This is a genomic window from Microcoleus sp. K1-B1 (assembly GCF_036704705.1).
In the GTDB taxonomy this organism is placed as follows: domain Bacteria; phylum Cyanobacteriota; class Cyanobacteriia; order Cyanobacteriales; family Microcoleaceae; genus Microcoleus.
The window spans coordinates 15133-38161 of sequence record NZ_JAUBSH010000035.1; the positions used below are offsets into that span (position 1 = coordinate 15133).

Genomic DNA, 23029 nt, shown 5'->3' on the forward strand with positions numbered 1-23029 from the left:
ACTCCCACACCTCCAACTCCCACACCTCCAACTCCCACACCTCCAACTCCCACACCTCCAACTCCCACACCTCCAACTCCCACACCTCCAACCCCAACACCTCCAACCCCAACACCTCCAATACCTCCAACACCTCCAACACCTCCAACACCAACACCAACCCCAACCCCAACCCCAACACCAACACCAACACCAACACCAACACCTGCTGGAATTACCGTTAATCCTGTAAGTGGATTAATCACGACAGAATCAGGGGGAACAGCAACATTTGATGTCACACTCAACAGCCAACCTACTGCGGATGTCAAAATAGATTTAGAAAGTTCCAATACAACAGAAGGAACAGTTTCTACACCCTCGCTGACTTTCAATTCTGGTAACTGGAATGCAGCGCAAACGGTGACGGTAACGGGTGTTAACGACAATGTTGCTGACGGCAATAAACCTTACACGATTGTTACTGCCCCTGCTGTTAGTACGGACAACAATTATAACGGCTTAAATGCAGCCGATGTCGCTGTTACCAATAATATCCCAGCCATAGACTTAGCTCCAAACACTGCAAGTACAGCCAAGGAAATCAATGCTGCTTCTAGTTTCAGAAATTACCCCGATGCAGTGAGTAGTAACGATCCCGATTACTACGAATTCACTTTAGGTGCTCAAAATGACTTCAATTTGTCAGTCAGTGGAGTCAATCAAGATGTCAAAATAGAATTGCTTGACAGCAGTCAAAATGTCATTTCAACTGCACAAGATTCTGGCCCAGCCTCCAAGTCAATTAACCGCATTTTGGAACACGGCACTTACAATGTGCGAGTTTCTTCAGTTAATAGTGTAGAAACTCCCTACAATTTAAACTTGTCGGTTATACCTCGTCTTCCAGGTGTTACAACTACAGGATATGAAGGCCCTGCATTCACAGCTTTGCAGCCAGTTGCAACTACCCAAAACTCTTCGGGGAGCAGCAATAACAATGTCTTTTATTCCCCGTCCGAAAACAATTTTCTGTCTTCAGTGCTTTCTAGTTTTAGTGGTGGCAACAACAATGACCTAGCATATTCTTATGGTTTTGACGCCAGCGGCAACGACCCCTATCCCGAGCATAAGCGCGATGCAAGTGTATCCAGTAAACTGATCAATCTGGACAAATTCCGCGCCGCACCGCGTTTTTCCGGTATTGACGGCAGCGGTTTCTCTGTAGCGATATTAGATACTGGCATCAACTTAGATCACCAATTCTTTGGCCCTGATACTGACTCTAACGGCATCGCCGATCGCATCGTTTATAACTACGATTTTGCCGACGGCGACGCAGATGCAAGCGACCAAGACGGACATGGATCGAACATTGCTAGCATTATTGCCTCCCAAGACCCAACCTATACAGGGATGGCACCTGGGGCTAATATTATCGACCTAAAGGTGAGAAAGGATCCTCCAGCTAATGTAGGAGACGAAATTAATAAGTTTCCGTTTGTAGAACAAGCTTTGCAGTGGGTATTGGAAAATGCAGATGCTCAAAACATTGTCAGCGTTAATATGGCATTCGGCAGCGGTGAAAGTTATTCCAGCGCTATTTCACTCTACGGAATTGGAGATGAACTGGCAGAATTGGCGGCGAAGAATATCATTGTTGTCTCTTCATCCGGCAACCGTTACTACCAGTACCAGTACGAGAATCCTCCAGGTGTCAACTACCCTTCAGCCGATCCGAATTCTCTATCGGTCAGCGCGGTATATAACTCCAACATTGGTAGTTTTCAGTATCGAGATTATTTTGGCGATGCGATCGCAAATACCACTGCTGCCGATCGCATAGCTCCATTTTCTCAGCGTAACGGGGCATTAACCACAGTGTTTGCTCCGGGGGCACCCATCACCGGGGCTGGGGCTGGCCTACCTGGCGAGTTCACAACCCCCTCTGGCGCTCCCATAAACATTTATCACGGTAGCAGTCAAGCTACAGCCCACATTGGGGGCATTGCAGTGTTAGCCCAACAGTTAGCACAGCAAGAATTAGGCCGCCGACTGACACCAACCGAGTTCGCCAATCTTTTGAAAGCAACCGGTGTCACCATCAATGACGGCGACGACGAAGACGACAATGTTACCTATTATACCAATTTTGATTACAAGCGCGTCGATGTGATGGCTTTGGCCCAAGCTATTATCGGCAATCGGCCGCCAGAAGAGAAAATTCACCTGGGCAGTACGTACACTGCTCTCAATCAAGTAGTTCCTAACGTCTACACAGACCCGGATGGCGACCTACTCACCTACACGCTAACCCTGACTGACGACAGCTCATTACAGAGCAATCCGAACAGCAGTTGGCTTGGATTGTCGTTTAACTCTGCCGCAAACACCATCCAGTTCACCGGAACTCCCCCAAGCAACTGGGGAGACTTCTACGCTAAGTTAACAGCAACAGACCCTGATGGTGCGTGTGCCAGCCAGATCATCCACATAGTGAACAGAGGAGATGGCTGGGTCATCGACGGTTACATTTCTGGGGCGACAGTCTTCCTAGACGCCAACAAAAACGGCATCAAAGATACCAACGAACCATCCACCATTACCGATGCCAGCGGTAAATATAATCTCAATATTTCCTTCGAGACTTTCGACACCAACAAAAACGGCGAAATCGACCCATCAGAAGGTAATTTAGTTGCTACTGGAGGCACGGACACCGCCACCGGCTTGCCCCTAGAAACGCCAGTCACCGCACCACCAGATTCTACTGTTGTCACTCTCTTAACCAGCTTAGTTGCCGACTTAATCGACAAAGGAGTTGCACCCGAAGCAGCACAATCTCTGGTCAAATCTGCTCTGGCGATTCCCGCTGAATTTGACCTGACTAGCTTCGACCCCATAGAAGCCACCAACAACAATGTACCGGGCGGTGTCCAAGTCTTAGCAGAAATGGTGAAAGTCCAAAACTTCATCACTCAAACTAGCGCTTTGATCGACGGTGCTTCCAGCGCAGCCAATACCGATATTGTCAAGGCTGTTGTCAGTGCAATTACGACTTCAATTCAATCGGGTACAGTTTTAAACCTGAGTTCTTCAGCAGCTTTAGAACCAATAATTCAGCAAGCAGCAACTCAAATTCAGCAAATTGACTCGAATTTCAACAGTCAACAAGTCACCCAAATTATCTCGCAAGTTGCGACTGTAATGGCAACAGCAAATCAGCGCATTGATTCGGCTGTCTCCAACCCAACAGGAACATCCATTCCTGAAGCAGTAGCCCGCGTCCAACAAGTAACTTTGGGCGCAACAACTCAAGACTTCAAAGCAGTCGGTGCGGGAACTAAGACAATTTCCCAGGTAGTTACTGACAATACTGGTGCTGCTTTAGATAGCAAAATTCAAGCTGTGACATTACCTGCTGGGATTGCAACTCCTATCGTCAGCGGCGACGCGGATTTGGGCAGCAATTCTCCCAATGCAATTCTCGGTACAAATGGCGACGATATCCTGACTGGCGACGGCGAAAATAATGTTTTGATGGGAATGAGGGGCAATGATTCCCTCGACGGCGGCCTCGGAAATGACAGTCTTTTCGGCGGCAAAGGTAGCGATACTTTGCTCGGAAGTAGCGGTGATGATGCCTTGTTTGGCAATCGCGGTGCTGACATTTTGAACGGCGGGGATGGCAGCGATATTCTGCTGGGAGGTAACGGTGATGATTTGCTGACTGGCGGCTTGGGAAGTGATAGTTTGACAGGAGGTGATGGCAACGATCGCTTCTTGCTATCTCCCAATTCGGATATCGATATTATCTTGGATTTTGAAGACGGAAAAGATTTGCTTTCTCTAGGCAACAATCTTACTTTCTCCCAACTGTCCTTTACTCAAGAAAACAGTACAACTTTCATCCGTTCCTCAGTAAACGGAGAAATTTTAGCTGCTCTCAATGGGGTATCCTCTACTCTAATTAATGTCGCCGATTTTGTTGGCTAAATTTAATAGCAAGTAGTCGCACATAACTACGGTTTATGTGCGGCTCTCAGAGAGTGGGGATAATACTTTAGATACAGAAAGTAGATATACTTACCAGCAATCGTTAAAAAGTCCACTCAATCTCCGGGACAAGGCTAGACTAGGACGCAGACATATTCAGTAAAACTATATCTATATTGCCACTGTGTTCACAAATAAAGATGGCTATAGTTATACTTACTGATTTGGACAATTAAGTGGGATTCAATACCCGCTCAATACCGGCTCAATACCCTCTTGCTGCTAAATGCGAAGCGCGTTATGGCGAGGGATTCTTGGAGGAATTATGATGAACCTAAATTTAGATACTATTTTCTCATCGTTGATGAACCCGGCACTGAATGAGTTTCAGGCTTGGGCTTTGCAAAACCCGGAAGAAAGTCTCAGCAAAACGATGTTACCGCCGATCGCCCTGATTGAGGGTTTGATTGCCAACGAACCCACCTATTTGCAGATAAAACGGCTGGCTTTCGGAGCGAACTTTTGCTGCGCGGGGCAAGTCGTGATGGGAGAGTTTGACACGCTGGAAAAAGCACTCACATCGCCCCAGGCGCGCGGATGGCGGCTTGGTACTTCTGTACTCGATCCCGATAGCGCCCCCAACCAAGATGTCGGCGGTAGGAACCTTTTCCTGCTGTCTTTGTCCGATCGCGAAACTGACGTTAGCAGCAACCACGCAGCATTCCGAAGCTGTATGCAGAAATATCTGTTCAACAGTGCGACAACGGATCGCCAGGGAGACGAAATCGCCCGACGGTTGCTTGATCGGCTAGCCGCAGATTATGCCGAGATGTCCCACGGTGCGGGGGGAGCGTTTTTTACCGATGTCAAGCGGGGTTGGATGGGATTTTTAGTCCGATATCTGCACTACGTCATCTTTGGGATTAATCCAGACGATTCAGAGTCGATCGAACTCCTCACCGAATTGCATTACACGCGCCAAAGCCCGCTGCACTACTTCGCCGTCATCGGCAACCTGCTGCAAAGCCTGAACCTGTTTGGACACGGGGATTTGTCCACTCTAATCGAGCGTGCAGCGACTATCTATGAAAATTCCCCAGCCTTAGCCGACTTCGAGGAGAGCTCGGAAAACAACGGCATGACTAAGCGGGAATTGGCAAAGCTGATGACATCGATTATGGGGATAGCGGGACTGCAAGGGCCACTGCACCTAGGCTACACGGCAATGGGATACCGCCCTCTCCCTGCCTATAAAGGACAGCAGACGGCCGAAATTAACCCGACTGATTTTTGGGATCGGCTCGATTTGGACGATCGCCAGTCGATCGAGCTGTTCCTCCTAGAATGCGCCCGCCTCTGGGCCCCCGTCAGCGCCACGCACCGAGTCGCGACAGAGCCTTTCACCGCAACGGTAGCGGGCAAAGAGCGCACCTTCCCTGCGGGAACCAAGGTACTGATACCGCTCAGTTTGGGGCTGCTAGACGAGAGTTTCTGGGGCTCTACGGTATACGAATTCAACGCTAAGCGGGAGAATCTGTGCCCTTTTCATATGGGCTTTCATTCCGTGGGCGATCGGAGTGCGGGACGGATTTGCCCCGGTAAAGACGTTGCACTCAAGATGCTGGTGGATGTCGTGAGTACAGTAGGCAAAGTGCGGCGAGCCTCTGAGCCTAACTTGCGGCGGTAATCAATCCAAAAGCTCGATCGGACAGCGGTTGAAACTGAGATATTGCACAATTCTCAAGAACAGGCAAGATGCCTGTTCCACAAGACATCAAGTTTCTTGTGGGGTGTCCCGCCCGCCCTTGAAAAACTTATTGGCAATGGTGCAACGTCTCAGTTGAAACCGCACGCCACACAAACGAAGTCCGATCGATCGACTCAGAAATCAAGGGGGTATCTAATAGGAAACCAAAACACAACTATTTTGAGGATAGACAATACCATGTTAATCGAAGAAAAGCAACTAAAAGACATTGCGAATTGGATGAAAGTAGAACATCCAACGGAGTTACCTGAAGTCCTGCAAGGTATCTTTTTTATGGACGGGAATGTTTTACCAGACGATTGTCTGACGATGTACAGTTCAGACTGGAATGGTGACAAAAGGACGTTATTGCTGCGCGTTTTTGACCCTGTTATCTGGACATTTCATTCATCAATGGCGGGACGGATGTTAATTTATTTAGTCAAATTTTCTCGCTTCAGCTACTTGTTCCGATTCTCTGATGCAACTTTGCAGCACGGACACATTACGCCGATAGTGTTTGGATGGTCTGTACCGCCGTGGCTGGTAGATTTTTTGATCGATCGAGATCCGAGCACTCCGAATGGAGATATCTGGTATCGCAGAAACTCATTTTTCGGCAGCCCTCCTGACAACGGATATACACTCCGCAGGATTGTAGACAAAGATGGCAACTACACCTCAGCGTTTCCAGATATGCTGTCTAAAGTGGAGAGTGATTGTTTAATCGTTGCCAAAGAGTGAAAATCTTTACAAAAACTACAAAACCCGCCTAACGAAGCGGGTTTTGTCGATCAAAGCGGCGGGATTTGAACCGACGACCCCCACTAACACAGTTTTATTTGCTAGCCTATAAAGGCTATGAAGCAAGCTCTAGCAGGCTGTTGTCAATTCTTCCTATCAATAATTCGGATAGTGTTTGATTGGAAACTGTAGAATAAGGGTTTCAGGGCGATTGCACAATCGATATCCCAACGGAAAATCAACGGTTTCCGGCTAGGATCTAAAAACTGTCCTGACTGTCGATCGTTGACAGTGTAAAGCTTGAAACTAGAATTGGGAACACGAGTTCTCTGTAAAGTGCGATCGCCATCTCCTCATGGGATATTGAGGGTAGGAAATCTCTCCGTCCAAACTCATCATTATAACAAAAAATCGGGGTTTCACAAGGATTTAATTCAGTTTACACAAGCTCGAAAGCTCGCATTTATCTAGGTCATTGTTGACAGGGTTGCAGTTTCTCTTTCCTGAATCTACTGTGATCTCACTTGATTCAGGTAGATGAACACAAACATTCTCAAAATAGCTGGTTCTTTGGACTTAAAGTCCCTAGGTATTCACTTTGGAGGAATTTGTCATGACTAAACTTTCACAAATCGACTCTTATCAACTTGAGCAATTACTAAAACGCCTCGAACAAATTGAAGCTAACCTCGGAATCAAAGTTGGCTCAGGTGGCGCAGAATCAGGTAAAGAAGCACAACATTTTTGTGCTTTGCCAAAGGTTCCTCCACGCACTTTCGATCCGAGCGTGTCGCCGGAGCGTGCTCGTCTAATACGGTTACTCGGGAAGAAGTGGGTTAACGGTACAAAATTACGTTATTACTTTTTTGAGAGTGGTCCCAATTCAGGCGGGAATGAACAGAAGGAGATTGTGCGGCAGGGGTTTGAGGTGTGGAAGAAGGTAGGGATTGGTATCAAGTTTGAGGAAGTTCGCAACATCAGCGAGGCAGAGATACGAATCGGCTTTGTGCAAGGGGATGGAGCCTGGTCATATCTGGGCCGCGATACGATCGATATTCCTAAACAAGGCGAGCGAACCATGAACTTCGGCTGGGATCTTCGGGCTGATTCCCGTGGGGTAGATGTCCCTGTTCACGAGATAGGTCACGCTTTAGGTTTCCCTCACGAGCACCAAAACCCGTTTGCAGGTATCGTATGGGACGAAGAAGCCGTTTATAAATATTTCGGTGCTCCTCCTAACGAGTGGGACCGAGATACAACTTTTTATAATGTGCTCCAAAAGCTTGCAGTAGGAGAAGTGGAGGGGTCAAAGTGGGACCCCAACTCAATCATGCATTACGCTTTTGCAGCGGGACTCATTGAGAAACCTGTGGAGTACCAAAACGGATTAAACCCTGCTGGCGGACTTTCTGAGCAGGATGTGTTGCAGGTACGATTATTCTATCCCCCGCTTGATGACTCGAGTTATACAGAACTTAAACCCTTCCATTCCGAGATTCTGTCCCTCGCCCCTGCTGAACAGAAAAACTTTGCCATCAAACCCTCTGCTACCCGAACCTATACAATTGGAACCTTCGGAAAAGTAGATACAGTTATGGTTCTTTTCGAGGATCAGAGTGGTGACCTGAAATATGTTGCTGGTGACGACGACAGTGGCACAGACTTGAATGCACAAATCAATGTTCGGCTTTATCAAGGTCGGCGGTATGTGTTGAGAATCCGCTTGTACTCTAACTTTTCTGGTGGTGAAGCCTCAGTGATGCTTTGGTGAGGGCTGCCGCAAAATTTTAGAGAGAAAAGCGATTTCTCAAAGTAGTGCATAGCCACCCGTAGGGTATATGGGGCAAGCTATTTTCTATTTTGTCTTTTTTCTCCCAATAAAAAGCGGGTAATTTGCTCATCAAGCAGCAGGTTGTGCGCGAGGAAGGCGGGTTTGGGCTGATTGGGGTCTGAAACGAGGTACAGCAGGTTGTGGTGACTTAGGGGGGCAGAGAGCCTCCTGTCTCCTGCCTCAAAACTCCAATTTCTAGCTTGGTTGCAAAAGTGAAATGATCCCCAGGTAGGACACGGCGCTGTGTAACCGAAAATGATATTACTTCTGGCTCATCAGAGTTTATTTGCCATGATTATACAGCGTATTCTAGGTTCATAAAGTAGTAGGGAAAAGGCATTGCCTTTTCCCTACGGGGGGGATTCATGGATCAGGGGTGTACTTCACAAATAACGTGGAATCTGCTGTCAAATGTTTGGTTTCACCCTTTTTTTATTTGCCAACAGTCTCTTAATCCATCGTCCCTACAATATTCTCACCTAATTAATTAGCTCGATCGCACTACAGGAGTGCAAAATCTGTGGCAGTAATCACGCTTGCAGGCACATTGCTGAGAGTTGCCAAAAGTTGCCCGGAACCAGTAACTCGGATGAGGGTAGAACTATTCTCGGCCACAATGCTTAGTTGGGAGAAATCCAGACCACCCATTAAGCCGATGGAATCGAGACCGTATTGAAAATCTAAAATAGTCTCGCTGCCGAGGTCAATACCCAACATAAATCGATCGTTCCCGGTACCTCCAATCAAAGTATCATTCCCTTGATCTCCAAACAAGAAATCGTCCCCAGCACTGCCAAGCAAACTATCCTCATCCTTACCGCCGTAAAGAGTATCGTTCCCAGTCTCCCCGTTAACGGTATCCTGACCTTCATTGCCAAACAACAAATCGTTGCCCAAACCGCCGCATATTTGGTCTTTTCCGCCTGTAGAACCAATGGGGAGGGGGCTACCAATATCCCCGTACACTGTATCTTCCCCGTCGCCGCCACAGATAGTATCACTCCCTTCATCGCCAAATAGCAGGTTGCTGCCCAATTCTCCCAGAACAACGTCATCGCCCTTGCCGGCACGCACTGTATCATTACCATCACCACCTGCGATCGTATCTTGATTTTTCTCCCCACTGAGGAAGTCATCGCCCGCCAAACCGAACACCAAATCGTTGCCAGTCAAATCCGGGTCGAAGGGGTTAATAGTTCCCCCGTAGATAGTATCCTTACCCTGGTCGCCAATTAAAGTATCGCTTTCTTGGTCGCCGAAAATAATGTCGTCATCTTTGCCGCCGTAAACAACATCCTCGTTCTTGCCAGCAAAGATTAAATCATCTCCAGCAACCCCATTGAGGTAATCATTACCCTCATTGCCAAACACCAAGTCGCTGTCTATATCTGGGCCAACCGGGAAAGCACTGTTAAGTCCACCGTAAATATTATCATTGCCCCGTAATCCTGCCAACAAATCATCGCCGTCAAAACCATTTATTTCGTCACCGTTATTAGTGGCGAGAATAGTGTCGTTGCCGTTAGTACCGTTGCGGCTATTAGTGACAGAATTTGGAGCACGAATACTGCTAATGCTGGGTAAAACAATTTGCGAACAAATGCAGTCAGCATCTTGTCCTTCTTGCGGTGGTGGTGGTGTTGGTGTTGGTGTTGGTGTTGGTTGGACTTGGGCGAAGAAATTGCCAAAGTTAATATTGCTAACATTAGTGCCGCTGACAGCAATAATATCAGCAGGATTGGCAGTAGTTTGCGTCCAACCCGGTTGATTAACTTCCCGAACTCGATAAGTTCCCGGGCCTAAATTAGCGAAACTGTAGCTGCCCAAACTATCAGTAGAAGTATTAACTTCTCCAGCATCTAAAGAGTTATTGCTGTTAGCGTCAAGGAATATTTGCCAGTTGGGTAATAGCGGTTCTTGAGCATCCAAAACCCCATTATTATTGAGGTCATTAAACTTGCTGCCGGAGATGCTAATATTTTGGAAATTGCCAAAATTAAGGTTCGATCGACTTTCGCCACTACCCAGATTAACCGCCGCCGGATTAGCAGTAGTTTGCGTCCAACCATTCTGCTGGACTTCCCGCACATTGTAGGTGCCGGGATTGAGGTTGTTGAAGCTGTAATTACCAGAATTGTCAGTGGTAACAGTAGTTTCGCCCTCATCTAAAGAGTTGTTCCCGTTAGCATCGAGGAAAATTTGCCATCCCGAAAGACCAGTTTCCTCCGCATCCTGAGTAGCGTTGCCGTTGCCGTCGTTGAATTTAAGACCGCTGATGCTGCCTTGCTGGACCGGAGTGGGAGGCAGAGGCGGAGTCGGAGTCGGAGTTGGAGGGAGAGGCGATGTCGGAGTTGGAGGGGGAGGGGGAGGAAACGTCGATCGATTGCCAAAATTAACTGTAGCAGGAGTAGTTTGACCTGCTGCCAGAGTCACCGAAACCGGGTTTGGAGTAGTTGGCGCAATGTCCGCCGGTACAAGTTCCTGGACGCTGTAAGTACCTGCAGGCAAGTTGGGGAAAGTGAAACTGCCCTCAGCCCCGGTGTTAACGGAAGTTTCATCTGTATCTAGATTGTTGTTGTTATTGGTGTCAAGGAAAATCCTAAATCCGGAAACACCAAGTTCTCCGGCTGTTTGAGTGCCGTTGCCATCAATGTCGTTAAATGTAATCCCGGTGATGCTGCCTAGTACAGTGGGTATTGTTTGGTTGCCGAAATTAACGGTAGCAGGAGTAGTTTGACCTGCTGTCAAAATCACTGGTGGCGGGTTTTGAGTAGTTTGCCGACTGCCAACTGGCACAACTTCCCGAACGTTGTAAGTGCCCGCAGGCAAGTTGCCGAAAGTGAAACTGCCGTCAGCCCCGGTAGTTGTGGGAGTTTCGCCGGCATCGAGAATGCCGTCGTTGTTCGTGTCGAGAAAAACAGTGACTCCGGGGACACCGAGTTCTCCGGCTGCTTGAGTGCCGTTGCCATCAATGTCGTTGAATTTTATACCAGTAATGCTGCCGAGTACAGCGGGTATTGCTTGGTTGCCAAAATTCACCGTAGCAGGAGTAGTTTGGCCTGCTGCCAGCGTCACTGAAACCGGATTGTCAGTAGTCGTTTGGGTTCCTGCGGGTACAACTTCCCGAACGTTGTAAGTGCCCGCAGGCAAGTTGCCGAAAGTGAAACTGCCGTCAGCCCCGGTAGTTGTGGGAGTTTCGCCGGCATCGAGAATGCCGTCGTTGTTCGTGTCGAGAAAAACAGTGACTCCGGGGACACCGAGTTCTCCGGCTGCTTGAGTGCCGTTGCCATCAATGTCGTTGAATTTTATACCAGTAATGCTGCCGAGTACAGCGGGTATTGCTTGGTTGCCAAAATTCACCGTAGCAGGAGTAGTTTGGCCTGCTGCCAGCGTCACTGAAACCGGATTGTCAGTAGTCGTTTGGGTTCCTGCCGGTACAACTTCCCGAACGTTGTAAGTGCCTGCGGGCAAGTTGCCGAAAGTGAAACTGCCGTCAGCCCCGGTAGTTGTGGGAGTTTCGCCGGCATCGAGAATACCGTCGTTGTTCGTGTCGAGGAAAATCGTAACTCCCGGAACACCGAGTTCTCCGGCGGTTTGAGTGCCGTTGCCATCAATGTCGTTAAATTTTATACCAGTAATGGTACTCAGCGGTACGACAACCGGAACAGGCTGTGCCGAAAACTCAGAAGTGTTGCCGGCGGCGTCGGTTGCTGTCGCGGTGATTAATTGACCTTCGGTGACTGCTGCTGGGAAAGTTTGATTGAAGGCAGCGTTGCCGGCGGCGTCAGTCGTTACCGGGATAGAAGCGATGAAGGTTTGGCCTTGGGTTCCGGGGGGAGTGTTGGCGAAAAATTGGAGGGTGAACGTGGTACTGGGAGTGCTGTTGTAAGTTCCCGCAACGGTGACGCTGCCAGCGCTGGCGGTAGCGGTGGTTAGTACGGGGGTGTTTTGGAGGTTGTTTGCACCGGTGTCGGCGTCGCCCGCATCGTTGGCGGTGATGCCGTCGTTGCCGAGGTCGATGCCGATGCCGGCGTTGGCAAAGATCGAGTTGTTTTGGATGCTGTTACCGGTACCGGCGATGATATTTACTCCCGAACCGAGGTTGCTGGCGATCGTATTTCCTTGACCTGCTGCCGTACCGCCGATCGCATTATTGTTTGCGAGGTTAATTAATACCCCAGTAGTATTGGGCAGCGGAGTCGTACCGTTGGCCCCGACGCCGATGAAGTTGCCGAACAAGGAGTTGGCGACAGTGGTGGGGTCAACAAGGGCGACACCGTTACCGTTGCCGGAAATAATGTTGCGGGCCGCTGGGGTCGTTCCGCCAATGATATTGTTGGTTGCACCTCCCTGGATGGCTACGCCGAAAGCAGTGTTAGGGACAGGGAGGGTGCCGTCAAAATTAGTGCCGATGAAGTTGCCTGTCAGAATGTTGTTCGTGGCACCGGGATTGAGAATGACCGTACCGCTATTGCTGTTGCCGGAAATGACATTTCCGCTAACAGTGTTGTTCGGTACGCCGACGATGGTAACTCCACTGGCGTTGGGCAAGGCGGCGGTGCCTGCAGCGTTGGTGCCGACGTAGTTGCCCAGCACTTGGTTGCCCCCACTACCGCCGACGATGACGATACCGTCGGCTGTATTCCCAGAAATGACGTTGCGATCGCCCGGTGCAATCCCCCCAATAATATTATTGCTACCACCATTCTGAACCGCCACGCCAAATAAGGCGTTGGGCGAGGCTGCTGTGCCGGCGCTGTTGATACCGATGTAGTTGCCCGCTACGGTGTTGCCATTGCTTTCGAGGGAAATGCCGGTGTTGCCGAAGCGGTTAATGATCAATCCGCGTAAGGTGCTGCCACCAGCCAAGACACGAAAACCGCTGATACCAACTGTATTGGCTCCATTGATCTCGATCAGCGGGGTGCCGGCGAACCCCGGTTGGCTAGTGCCGTTGATGATTATGGGAACGCTAATATTTGGCAAGATCGAGAGGGGTGCGATCGTCTGCACGCCAGCACCCGGAATGGCAAAGTTAATATTGTGCGGTGGTGCGGCCGCTGCATTCGCATCCGTAATCGCTTGTCGCAGCGAACCAGGCCCAGCATCGTTGGTATTAGTAACAGTGAATATCGCCAAGGTATGCGCGTAACTTGCCATTACCTCCGGCTCGATCGCCAATCCTGTTTTAATCGCTCCAGTAGCATATTCAAGTACCCAGTTTCCGCCTTTTTTGGCACTCCCTGTAATATCTGAAGAAGCAGCAATATTAGCTTTTGTTAACTTGCTCAGCTTTTGTACAAAAGCCTCTCCTTTTTCACCTGCTGCTACGTTACATCCGTATAGCAGAATTTCAAATCGATTTTTAATTGAGTTGACAGATGACGAAAACCACTGTTTCAAACAGTCGCTATATGTTTCTAAATTGTCGGAATTCAGGATAGTTGGCCCTAGCTGCAAACTTCCAGATTCCCCGTGAGAAATAATGTGAACGCTTTCTATACCTTTGTGGCTCTGCAGTGCTTCGGCAATTTGTTCGATGCCGTCCCGGGAGCGATCGACTAAAATTACCTCCATCCCCGCTTTAACACCAACCGCTAGACTTTGCCAATCTTCAACTGCTGAATCTACGAAGACTATGTGTAGGTTTTTCATAATTACTGTTGCTCCATGCACCTAAGTAGGTTTTCAAAATGTTGTTTCCGCGCGATGATAGTCGCTACTTCAATCCACCACAAATACGGCTACCACAAAACCCGCCTTCAACTCATTAAAAGTTGTACAGACAAAGCTTTACAATTATCTATTTTTGTTCTTCTTGTAAATCTGTTGGAGCTGAAAAGTTGCTCGATCGCACTTTTTCATTCTCAACTTAAAAAAACCAGACCCCAGGTACAGCTAGCTTGTTCCCGATTACGGAAATTTTTCAAATAACGTAAGTATAATTTACACAACTTAATGTACGGTTTTTTACTAAGTACACTTTTGTGAAAAAGAATCGAACTCTACGCAAATTCCAAACCCAGAGAGTGGTTGGTATCCAGCCATTCTTCAATCTCAAATCTCCAGTCTCGAATCTCAAACCGCAGGGCTGGGATTTTGGCAAATTCCGCGTGTCCCTCATAACATAGAGGAATAGTCGCCTTCATGGCATCATAGAAACTTGTCCCTCACATAATTGAAATAGATGACCGCTCCAAACTCCCCCGTTTCCCCCGTCACTTGGATGGAAGACCGAGTTCTGCTAATTGACCAAAACCGGCTGCCGAAAGAATACGGTGTAGTCGAAATTAGCCGCTGCGAAGATATGGCTGAGGCGATTAAAACTATGATAGTCCGTGGTGCTCCGGCGATCGGGGTAGCAGCAGCTTACGGGATGTATTTGGGGGCGCGAGAAATTGAAACGGGCGATCGCACCGAGTTTTTAACTAAATTAGAACAAGTTGGTGAGTTATTGCGATCGACTCGTCCCACTGCGGTTAATTTGTTTTGGGCAATATCGCGAATGCTCAAAACTGCCGAGAGAACTAGCGGTTCTGTCGAACAAGTGCAAAAAACTTTGTTAGAAATGGCCAAAACCATTCAAGCAGAAGACTTGCAAACTTGTAAAGATATCGGCGACAAAGGTTTAGAAGTTCTGCCCGCTACACCCGAAAAATTGAACTTACTAACTCACTGCAATGCCGGTGCATTAGCAACAGCAGGCTACGGTACTGCTTTAGGTGTATTTCGTTCTGCTTGGCGAGAAGGAAGACTCGGAAGAGTTTTTGCAGACGAAACTCGGCCCCGTCTCCAAGGTGCTAAACTGACCACTTGGGAATGCGTGCAAGAAGGAATTCCTGTCACCTTAATAGCAGACAATATGGCCGCTCACTGCATGAAACTCGGCATGATTCACGCAGTAGTTGTCGGTGCAGATAGAATCGCTGCTAATGGCGATGCCGCCAATAAAATTGGCACTTACAGTTTAGCAATTGTTGCCAAAGCTCACAACGTCCCGTTTTTTGTCGCCGCGCCTCTATCTACCATAGATTTTGAACTTTCCGACGGCAGCAAAATCCCCATTGAAGAACGCGATCCAGTTGAAATGTATCAAGTTGGAACTACGCGGATTTGTCCTGTGGGAGTCGAATTTTACAATCCTGCTTTTGACGTAACTCCGGCGGAATTAATCTCAGGAATTATTACTGAACACGGCACGGTTGCTCCTTGGGCGTTGCAACAGTTTCAGGCAAAACAATTAGTTTAATTATATGTTTTTCAACTGCTCATTCCACCGGGTCTCTGTGAAATTAAGCAGGATTTATAGCAGCAACTGGCCGCTCAAAGTTGCGATCGCAGTTCTAACTCTGCCAGTTGTTTTCAGTCCAGTCTCGGAAGCTCAAGTGTCACAAACGCTTAAAGCTAAGGAATCACAAGCGAAAAAATTTGTGGGTTCGATGAATAAAGCTCAGCAACTTTACTATGCTGAAAAAGCAGGCTTTACAAGTTCTGTTTCCAATCTATTGGTTTATCTCGGTCTCCAAGTTAAACCTGACGCAGCCAATTATAGCTACTCGATCGGCATGGTGAAAAAAGGTGCTGTATTTAACTACGGAGTATCGAAGCAAGCTAATTTCAAAAGTTTTGTGGGGGGAGTCTTTTTGGTGGGAAACAAGACCCAAACCATCTTGTGTATAAATGCTGCTCCTGGCAAGACTAAACCAGCTAATCCAACTAATACCAAAGGGGTTTTAGCCTGCGGTGCTAATACAGCCAAAGTTACTCAATAAATTATGTCTAATTTACTGGGTAATTTAGCAAATAACTGGATAGTTAATGCAGATTTAGCTAAGCAATTGCTGGAACAAGAAGCTACTTTACTAGATGCTCGCGCACCCATTTTAAAGTGGTTTTGCCGTCTCCCACCAGCTATTCCCGTAACTTGGCAGGAATTTTCGCGTTCCGACTTTCCTCACAAGGGAAAAATTATCGAAAATAACACAGTTTTAACTCAAAAACTGCAAGCAATTGGCATTTGTCAACACAAACCTGTCATAGTCGTTGCCGATTCGGTGAAAGGGTGGGGCGAAGACGGGCGAATTGTTTGGATGTTGCGGACTTTGGGACACGAAAAAGCAGTTTTTGTCGATGGAGGATATCGGGCTTTACTCAAAGCTGGAATTAATCGAGTACAAGCTGCAAACAATCCCCCGAAAACAGGAGATTTTGTAATATCTCGCCGCTCGAATTGGGAAATTCAGCGGGATGAATTGAAAGCTATTTTAGGAGATGAGAATTTAGTCATTATTGACGCCAGAGAGCCGCGAGAATATGCAGGTAAAACGCCTTACGGAGAAAAGCGGGGCGGCCACATTCCCGGTGCGGTTCACCTGTATTACAAACAGTTAATGGACAAACATGGACAACTGCTGGAACGCGGGGAAATTGTCGCTATTTTGCAGCAAAAAGGAGTTTCGCTGTCAACTCAAATTGTGAGTTATTGTAGTGGGGGAATTCGGTCTGCATGGTTGACTTGTGTGTTGACAAATGTGGGATTTAATGCTAAAAATTATGCAGGTTCAATGTGGGAATGGTCGGCGTCGCCGGCAGATAGCTATCCCCTTTCAATAAGCCTTTCAGGGGCCGGCTAGAAGCCCAACCCCTACTCCCCAAAATAAAATTAACTCTTTGTGGAACAGGCAGGAAAGCCTGTTCTTCTTCAAGAAGTTGGGAATCTAAAACAAGAGCGTTTCAGGTTGAGAATCTCAACCGACTTGTTCGATATACTGAGCGAGATCGTCGCGCAGGCGGCTGAGTTCGGCTTCGGTGGTGACGCGCACGCGATCGTCCCTAACCGTAATCAGCACTTTCGCAGCAAAAGGAGTTGGCCAGATATTCGGGTTGCAGAAAACTTCCAAAAATACATCTCCTGCATACCGATATTCCATCGGTTTTTGGGGAGAAGCTTTAGCGCCAGCGGTTTTGGCTGCTACAGCTTTCAAGCTTTCCATCAAAGCTGCAATTTCGCTTTGCAAATCCCGCGCGGCTTGCGGGGAAAAGCTAAAGGAGACAGAACCTTCGACTAAATTCAGTGTCAGCGGAGAAAGAGACATGGGCAATGAAATTTAACATACTATTGTTAATGATAAAAAATATAGTAACCCAAAAGAAGTACATTCCAGCTCAATTGGACTGCGAAACTGGTATTAATTAAAATTTGTCTCAAGAAGCTAGGCTAAATTAATGAATATAAATCTAGTCGCAAGCTAGATTCAGCAATACTTTTAACCTTTTATGACTTGATAAGCTTTAAACTAGAAGCCAGAAAACTTGACGGCCGAGCGAGGAGATTTTATGGTTGCCGATAACCGTTCCGAAGTCCGCAAGGTTTTAATAATTACCTTATTGCTAAATTTGCTGGTGATGGGAATTAAAGCAGCCGTGGGATGGCTGACTGGTTCCCTCAGTTTGCTGGCAGATGCTTTGCACAGCGTCACTGACAGCGCTAATAATATTTTAGGATTGGTAACTAATCATTATGCCAATCCGCAGCCCGATCGCGATCATCCCTACGGACACCAAAAATTTGATGCTCTCGGAGCTCTGGGAATTGCTGCTTTTCTGGGAATTGCCTGTTTTGAAATTCTCAGCGGTGCTGTCGAAAGGTTGCTCAAAGGTGGCACAGTTGTCAAAATATCCCCCAATGAATTGTGGATTTTGCTGATTGTACTGGGGATTAATATTTTTGTCACTTTTTACGAACGCAGAGTTGGCCAACGTCTCGGTAGCGCGATTTTAGTGGCTGACGCTCAGCACACGATGAGCGATGTTTGGGTGACAATTATGGTCATCGGCGGGTTGATCGGTGTTTGGCAAGGAGATGTTTTAAACATACCTCAACTGCAATTCCTGGATGTGTTTTTGTCTTTTCCTGTGGCTGTTTTGGTATTTAGCAGCGGTTGGAAGGTTTTAAGGGAAAATCTGCCTTGGTTGGTGGATGAAATGGCGATCGCACCGGAGGTTATTCACGCGATCGCAATGGAGGTGCCGGGGGTTGTTAACTGTCACTCGATCGCCTCCCGTGGCCTTGTAGGGCGTCAAGTATTTATTGATATGCACATGATTGTGGATGCTGTTGATGTAGAAACAGCTCACCGGATTACAGAAGAAGTAGAAGCCCGTTTGGAAGAACGTTTCAGCCCTGTACGCATCTTAATTCACGTTGAGCCACCAGCTTACAAGTCCGACCACATTAGCTACGATTCTGAAGAATGAAGGCACAACCAGTGATTTTGACACGGATACACGGATTAATTGAAGAATCGGGAAAGTATTTTTACTTACCGCAATTCCTCCAATTTTTTAAATGCTATCAATCGGGTTAGAGCGATCGCACTTAATTTAGTTGCAGTTTTCCACAGGAAAAGGGGGTTTTTCCACAGAAAAGGGCAAGTTTTCCACAATAGATCGATCGGCTGTCGTCGATTTCTGTCTTTCTATTTGTATAAATTCCAAGTATTTTGAATTTCTGTAGCCATTTCCCCCCGCAAATGCCAAGGTAGCAAAATCTCCACTTTTGAACCGAGAGCTCGCAGCCATCTCAACGGGTAGTGCGGATGGAATTTTTACTTTATTTTATCTGGTGCTAGCCTATCTACTCTCGATCGTAGCGGAAATTCTCCTACTCTGTTTTAGCCGACGATTCTCTTAATTCAGAGACACATGAAGAAATGTTTCGATCCAGTTGGATTTGGGGGTGTGAGTGCGATCGCGCCTGAGTTGGTGAAAAAGCGATCGCCTTCTGCCCAAATCAAAATTCAAGCCTCCAAAATCGATCGATTCAGCCATTTCAAAACTGCATCGATGAGATTCGGATGGTTAGGAGAAATGCGTTTTACATTGTCGCATGGTCGATCGGTGATGATTGCGATCGTGCCTCCAAAAGCACTCAGTGCAGTTAGAAAAGGTTCGCTGAATTCGCGATCGATTTTAGAGTTGTAGAACACCAAAGCAACTCGTTTTTCTAGGTTTCTCAAATTCAGTCGCCAATAGGCTTTGAGCAGTGGCATAGTTGTGGGTATTCCTTCTTGTCGTTCTGGACAACCTTGCTCTACCATTTGGATGTAGATATCAGTGGCAGGATTATCTGGAGGGTTAAATTCGCTACCATCAATACAAATCAGTTGTACTGCTCGATTGAGTTCTTCATTATGGGAAACCGCAGACTGAAGAACTGAAGATTGCTCAACTTTGTTGAGGAGTTGAGGAGTAGAAGAGTTAGCAATAGAGATGTTTTCAAGTGCCTCTAAGTCAGTACAGGATGGTTGAACACAACAAGCGTCATAAAATTCCTTATAACTCAAGTGATTAGCACAATGCCACAGCACTGAATAAGCAATTATATATAAATAAGGGTCTGACTTAGCAACTGCATCTTCTACATAATCCTTTAGACCAAAAACTAACCTTTTTAGTTGTGCTTTGTGAGTAATTTGTTTTAATCCTGTGGCAACAGAGCATTGAATTTCAGGGTCTTTTAAATTGACGATTAAGTTTACTAATTTTTCAACAATCGATTGTTTTAATAATGTTTCAATTTTGAGTAAGATTTCAATACACATATAGCGCAATATGCTATCTTTATTAGTTTGGATAATTTCAATTATTTTATCTATGACTTCAAAATTAGTTTGTTTAATTTGGGCGATCGCAATTTTTTCGCAAGTAGATAATTTCATAGTAAAAGGATTTTGCGTCAAATTTGTAATGTTTAGTTTTTCTGGATTGCTAATTAGTGAAACAAATTCAACATATTGTTTCTCTTGTTGCTCCATGAAATAAGCTTCTATATTTTCTGTGTCGTTACTTGTGGTTGAATTTAAATCGTCGGTTGTATTTTCATTCATATAGTTTTCTATAACTAAACTTATAAAATCAATGAATGTCTTATCTTTGCTACTCTGGGAGCCTACTATTTTAAAACGCTCATACATTGTTGTAGTTTGAGAAAAAATTTGTATTAAAACATAGTCAAAGTCGATTTTTACTTCAACCAAAGAAATCAATTTTTTAATAATTGACGGTTTCTCGAAAATTTTTGGATAGCTCAAGCTTTCCATTACTAACATTTGAGCATAAGCTATAGATTGATATGTGTCTTCTTCATTGGCAATTAATTGGATTAACTTATTAATCATTTCCCCTATAAAACCTTGTGTCTTTAAATAGTCCAATAAAGACATAATAATAACAGGATTTTGTGAATTATCTAACAAATCAATGATTGTTCTGTTGAGTTTTGAAATATCAACATCAAGTCTCTTGATTATACTAACAGCAGAAAAGATACCTATTTGATTGTCTCGATTTAGATTTATGAAATTAATCAAAGCATCCAATACTTTTTGATTGTTAACTAAAGCGTTATCATTTACGCTTAGTTTGTCTAAATGTGAAATAGCTAGCCCTTGAATCGTAGGATTTTGACTATTTAAAAATGATATTAACTTACCAATAACCACTTTGTCCAAAATCTTAGAATCAATTAAAATATTAATAAGTGAAATATTTTGTAATTCGTATTGCTCATCTTCGTTCAATAAAGCATTAACTAAAAAATCAACGGCAACTTGCTTAAAATTATCATTTTTTAAAGCTATTGTTGCTACTTTGATGGCACGTCCCTCATTATCATCTTTTAATAATTTAGGGATTAATACTTTTAAGCATTCATACTGCGGGTTGATTTTAAATAAAACTTCCAAAAGCTTAGATAGTTCGTATATTTCTAAATCTGTATTATTGATGACTTCATTTATAATATCACAGGCTTCTTTGGGAGCGTAATATTTTAACGATTCTATGATGAATTCCTCATAACCAGGAAACATTAATTTGTATTGTTGTATTTGTAGATTTTTATACGAGCAAAACAAATACACCCATTCACTAATAAAATGTATGTCGCCAGATTGACACGAGTAAACTATATTTAATGGTAGAAGCTTAAGCCGATACAGATTTTTCCATTTGTCTTCCTTAAGATTCGTTATTGTGTCGATCAATTCTTTCTTTAGCAGTGCTGAAATTTGGAAAATTTCTAACCATAATATAGCTACTTCTAGCCATTGGGTTTCAAAGATTCGATAACGATCCATGAAAAATTGACAATTATCAATTACTAAAGATGCAAAATATTCCTGGAATGTAGGATGAAAGAATGCGTAAACAGGTTCATCTGTTGCAGCTTCTCGATCTACCAAATTCAGCCAACCGAGATCCCAGGCTAATTTAAACAGCCTATCGCCCATTTCTTTTTCAATTAAACTCAGCGGCAAGCGAAATCGAGTATCGCTATCCAATCCTGCTATAGACAAACGACCGAGGGCTTGATGTAATTCTTCTCGCAAACCTGGTTGATTAGCCCAATCAATAACCGTTTGGGATGGTTTCCACTCATAGAAATAGCCGACAAAGTGTTGATATAGTTCTGCTTTAGTTTCTGGTAATTCGACTTGCTTATTTTTGCTGAATATTTGACACAGTAGAGATAAGCGAAGCGGATTCTTTACGAGTAGGAGGATGCGTTCTTTTTGCGGTTCTTGCAGCTTTTTTTGTAACTCCTGTCCCCGTTGAATATTTTTTGCTTCAGCAAACCACTGCTGAATAAAATCATCTACTTGCTCTTGTTTAAACTCCTGAGTTTTGTAAGTATCAAAGCCTGTGAGGGGATTGTTGAGACGGGCATCCCAAACATTGGTTCGACAGGTCAAAACAACCCGCACATTACCCAACCAATCAGTAAGCTGGTTTCTGATTTCCTCTAAGGACAAACAACTATTCGCCCCTACAGCCATTTCATCAACACCATCGAGTAACAGCCACACCCCACCGTGACGCAACCGTTTCTGTAGAGATGTTTTGTGAGACTTCTCTACATCAATATCAGGGTAAACCAGAGCCATAGCTTCCAGTAACCATTCCTGAAGGATATAGTCTTTCAGTGTCTTTCCTTGCAAACTTGCCAGCGCAATACAAATCGGCAAGTCTCGATTATTTTCCTGAATGTGAGTGGCGATTTTATCTAACAGCGTTGTCTTTCCTGCTCCGGGTTCGCCCACAATAGCAATATGCTGATTTTTTCCAGTAGGGTTTTGTTCAATAACGTCAGTCATGAATTCATCATGTTCGTAAATTCGGGTAACGACTTCCGGTTCTAATTGATGCAACAGTTCCATAGGCACATTGCCACTGCGACGCTGCTGCTGTTTGCGTTCGATTAATCCTAGTGGTACAAAAACATTGATTTCAAATCCCATTTCTGTCGCTCTCCGTCTAAAGCGTTGCTCCTCTTGCTGCTCGTGTAACATTTCTTGGCAAACTCGCTGCCAATCAATGGCAATGTTTGGCTGTGGCTCTAGCTCGGAATTCTGCAAGTTTGAGTCATGTTCGGCAATAAATTTTATGGGTTCAAATCCTAATGCTTTAAGAATTAAGATGACTTTACTGCGATCGCGTGGCGTACCTTCAAGAAAGCGTTTTATGGTACTGAGACTCACATGAGCTTGTTCTTCAAGATTTTCTTGAGACCAGCCCCGTTTGTCTGGATTTTGTGGCTTCTCCAGTTCAGCCATCCGTTGACGAACTTTATCCAAACCTGCGCCATCAATCCGAACACTGCGAGATGCCATAGTTTGACTCATTCCTAACAACTAGAGTGGATGAAATTGAGAATTTTGCATCAGTTGCAT

13 protein-coding genes are annotated in these 23029 nt (G+C 45.6%); 8 read left to right on the forward strand and 5 right to left on the reverse strand.

The genetic code is table 11. The features are described 5' to 3' along the window. The 4 genes from QUA83_RS14985 to QUA83_RS15000 form a co-directional block, all read left to right on the forward strand. On the forward strand, positions 1–3975 hold a 3975-nt coding region (locus tag QUA83_RS14985), incomplete at its 5' end, for a S8 family serine peptidase (RefSeq protein ID WP_333293914.1). A 325-nt stretch (positions 3976–4300) separates the two neighbouring features. After that, positions 4301–5662 carry a cytochrome 450 gene (locus QUA83_RS14990; protein WP_333293916.1) on the forward strand — a complete coding sequence of 454 codons (1362 nt, stop codon included), beginning with the start codon at positions 4301–4303 and terminating at the stop codon, positions 5660–5662. A 42-nt stretch (positions 5663–5704) separates the two neighbouring features. Further along, complete coding sequence (locus tag QUA83_RS14995; RefSeq protein ID WP_333293917.1) at positions 5705–6466, forward strand: hypothetical protein; 762 nt, start codon at positions 5705–5707, stop codon at positions 6464–6466. Positions 6467–7079: 613 nt separating this feature from the next. Continuing rightward, positions 7080–8237, forward strand: a complete 1158-nt coding sequence (locus QUA83_RS15000; RefSeq protein WP_333293918.1) for a matrixin family metalloprotease — start codon at positions 7080–7082, stop codon at positions 8235–8237. A gap of 561 nt (positions 8238–8798) precedes the next feature. On the opposite strand, the gene QUA83_RS15005 is transcribed toward QUA83_RS15000, so the two are convergent. Together QUA83_RS15005 and QUA83_RS15010 are read right to left on the reverse strand one after the other, a co-directional pair. Next, positions 8799–13952 carry an SdrD B-like domain-containing protein gene (locus QUA83_RS15005; RefSeq protein WP_333293919.1) on the reverse strand — a complete coding sequence of 1718 codons (5154 nt, stop codon included), beginning with the start codon at positions 13950–13952 and terminating at the stop codon, positions 8799–8801. Between the two features lie 350 nt (positions 13953–14302). Then, positions 14303–14446: a hypothetical protein gene (locus QUA83_RS15010; protein ID WP_333293920.1), complete on the reverse strand. Its 144-nt coding sequence runs from the start codon at positions 14444–14446 to the stop codon at positions 14303–14305. Between the two features lie 38 nt (positions 14447–14484). Here QUA83_RS15010 and mtnA point away from each other — a divergent pair, with 38 nt between their 5' ends. Genes mtnA through QUA83_RS15025 form a run of 3 tightly spaced genes read left to right on the forward strand, consistent with a single transcriptional unit; the run spans position 14485 to position 16930 of the window. Then, positions 14485–15546, forward strand: a complete 1062-nt coding sequence (gene mtnA, locus QUA83_RS15015; RefSeq protein ID WP_333293922.1) for an S-methyl-5-thioribose-1-phosphate isomerase — start codon at positions 14485–14487, stop codon at positions 15544–15546. A 37-nt stretch (positions 15547–15583) separates the two neighbouring features. Beyond that, positions 15584–16069, forward strand: a complete 486-nt coding sequence (locus tag QUA83_RS15020) for a type IV pilin-like G/H family protein (RefSeq protein ID WP_333293924.1) — start codon at positions 15584–15586, stop codon at positions 16067–16069. A gap of 3 nt (positions 16070–16072) precedes the next feature. Continuing rightward, positions 16073–16930: a rhodanese-like domain-containing protein gene (locus QUA83_RS15025; protein ID WP_333293925.1), complete on the forward strand. Its 858-nt coding sequence runs from the start codon at positions 16073–16075 to the stop codon at positions 16928–16930. A 114-nt stretch (positions 16931–17044) separates the two neighbouring features. Here QUA83_RS15025 and QUA83_RS15030 read toward each other — a convergent pair whose 3' ends face one another. After that, on the reverse strand, positions 17045–17392 hold the full coding sequence (locus tag QUA83_RS15030) for a hypothetical protein (RefSeq protein WP_015174783.1): 348 nt from the start codon (positions 17390–17392) through the stop codon (positions 17045–17047). Positions 17393–17633: 241 nt separating this feature from the next. Here QUA83_RS15030 and QUA83_RS15035 point away from each other — a divergent pair, with 241 nt between their 5' ends. Continuing rightward, on the forward strand, positions 17634–18554 hold the full coding sequence (locus QUA83_RS15035; RefSeq protein ID WP_333293926.1) for a cation diffusion facilitator family transporter: 921 nt from the start codon (positions 17634–17636) through the stop codon (positions 18552–18554). A gap of 432 nt (positions 18555–18986) precedes the next feature. Here QUA83_RS15035 and QUA83_RS15040 read toward each other — a convergent pair whose 3' ends face one another. Further along, complete coding sequence (locus QUA83_RS15040; protein ID WP_333293927.1) at positions 18987–19127, reverse strand: hypothetical protein; 141 nt, start codon at positions 19125–19127, stop codon at positions 18987–18989. Then, positions 19097–22981: an NACHT C-terminal alpha/beta 1 domain-containing protein gene (locus QUA83_RS15045; RefSeq protein ID WP_333293928.1), complete on the reverse strand. Its 3885-nt coding sequence runs from the start codon at positions 22979–22981 to the stop codon at positions 19097–19099. The genes QUA83_RS15040 and QUA83_RS15045 overlap by 31 nt, the downstream gene beginning before the upstream one ends. Between the last annotated feature and the right edge of the window lie 48 nt (positions 22982–23029).

Bases quoted from the DNA above. Each gene is read 5' to 3' on its own strand.
- QUA83_RS15025 (WP_333293925.1), top strand. From the start codon at position 16,073: ATGTCTAATTTACTGGGTAATTTAGCAAATAACTGGATAGTTAATGCA.
- QUA83_RS15005 (WP_333293919.1), bottom strand. From the start codon at position 13,952: ATGAAAAACCTACACATAGTCTTCGTAGATTCAGCAGTTGAAGATTGG.
- QUA83_RS14990 (WP_333293916.1), top strand. From the start codon at position 4,301: ATGATGAACCTAAATTTAGATACTATTTTCTCATCGTTGATGAACCCG.
- QUA83_RS15000 (WP_333293918.1), top strand. From the start codon at position 7,080: ATGACTAAACTTTCACAAATCGACTCTTATCAACTTGAGCAATTACTA.
- mtnA (WP_333293922.1), top strand. From the start codon at position 14,485: ATGACCGCTCCAAACTCCCCCGTTTCCCCCGTCACTTGGATGGAAGAC.
- QUA83_RS15030 (WP_015174783.1), bottom strand. From the start codon at position 17,392: ATGTCTCTTTCTCCGCTGACACTGAATTTAGTCGAAGGTTCTGTCTCC.
- QUA83_RS15035 (WP_333293926.1), top strand. From the start codon at position 17,634: ATGGTTGCCGATAACCGTTCCGAAGTCCGCAAGGTTTTAATAATTACC.
- QUA83_RS15045 (WP_333293928.1), bottom strand. From the start codon at position 22,981: ATGAGTCAAACTATGGCATCTCGCAGTGTTCGGATTGATGGCGCAGGT.
- QUA83_RS15040 (WP_333293927.1), bottom strand. From the start codon at position 19,127: ATGGCTGAATCGATCGATTTTGGAGGCTTGAATTTTGATTTGGGCAGA.
- QUA83_RS15010 (WP_333293920.1), bottom strand. From the start codon at position 14,446: ATGAAGGCGACTATTCCTCTATGTTATGAGGGACACGCGGAATTTGCC.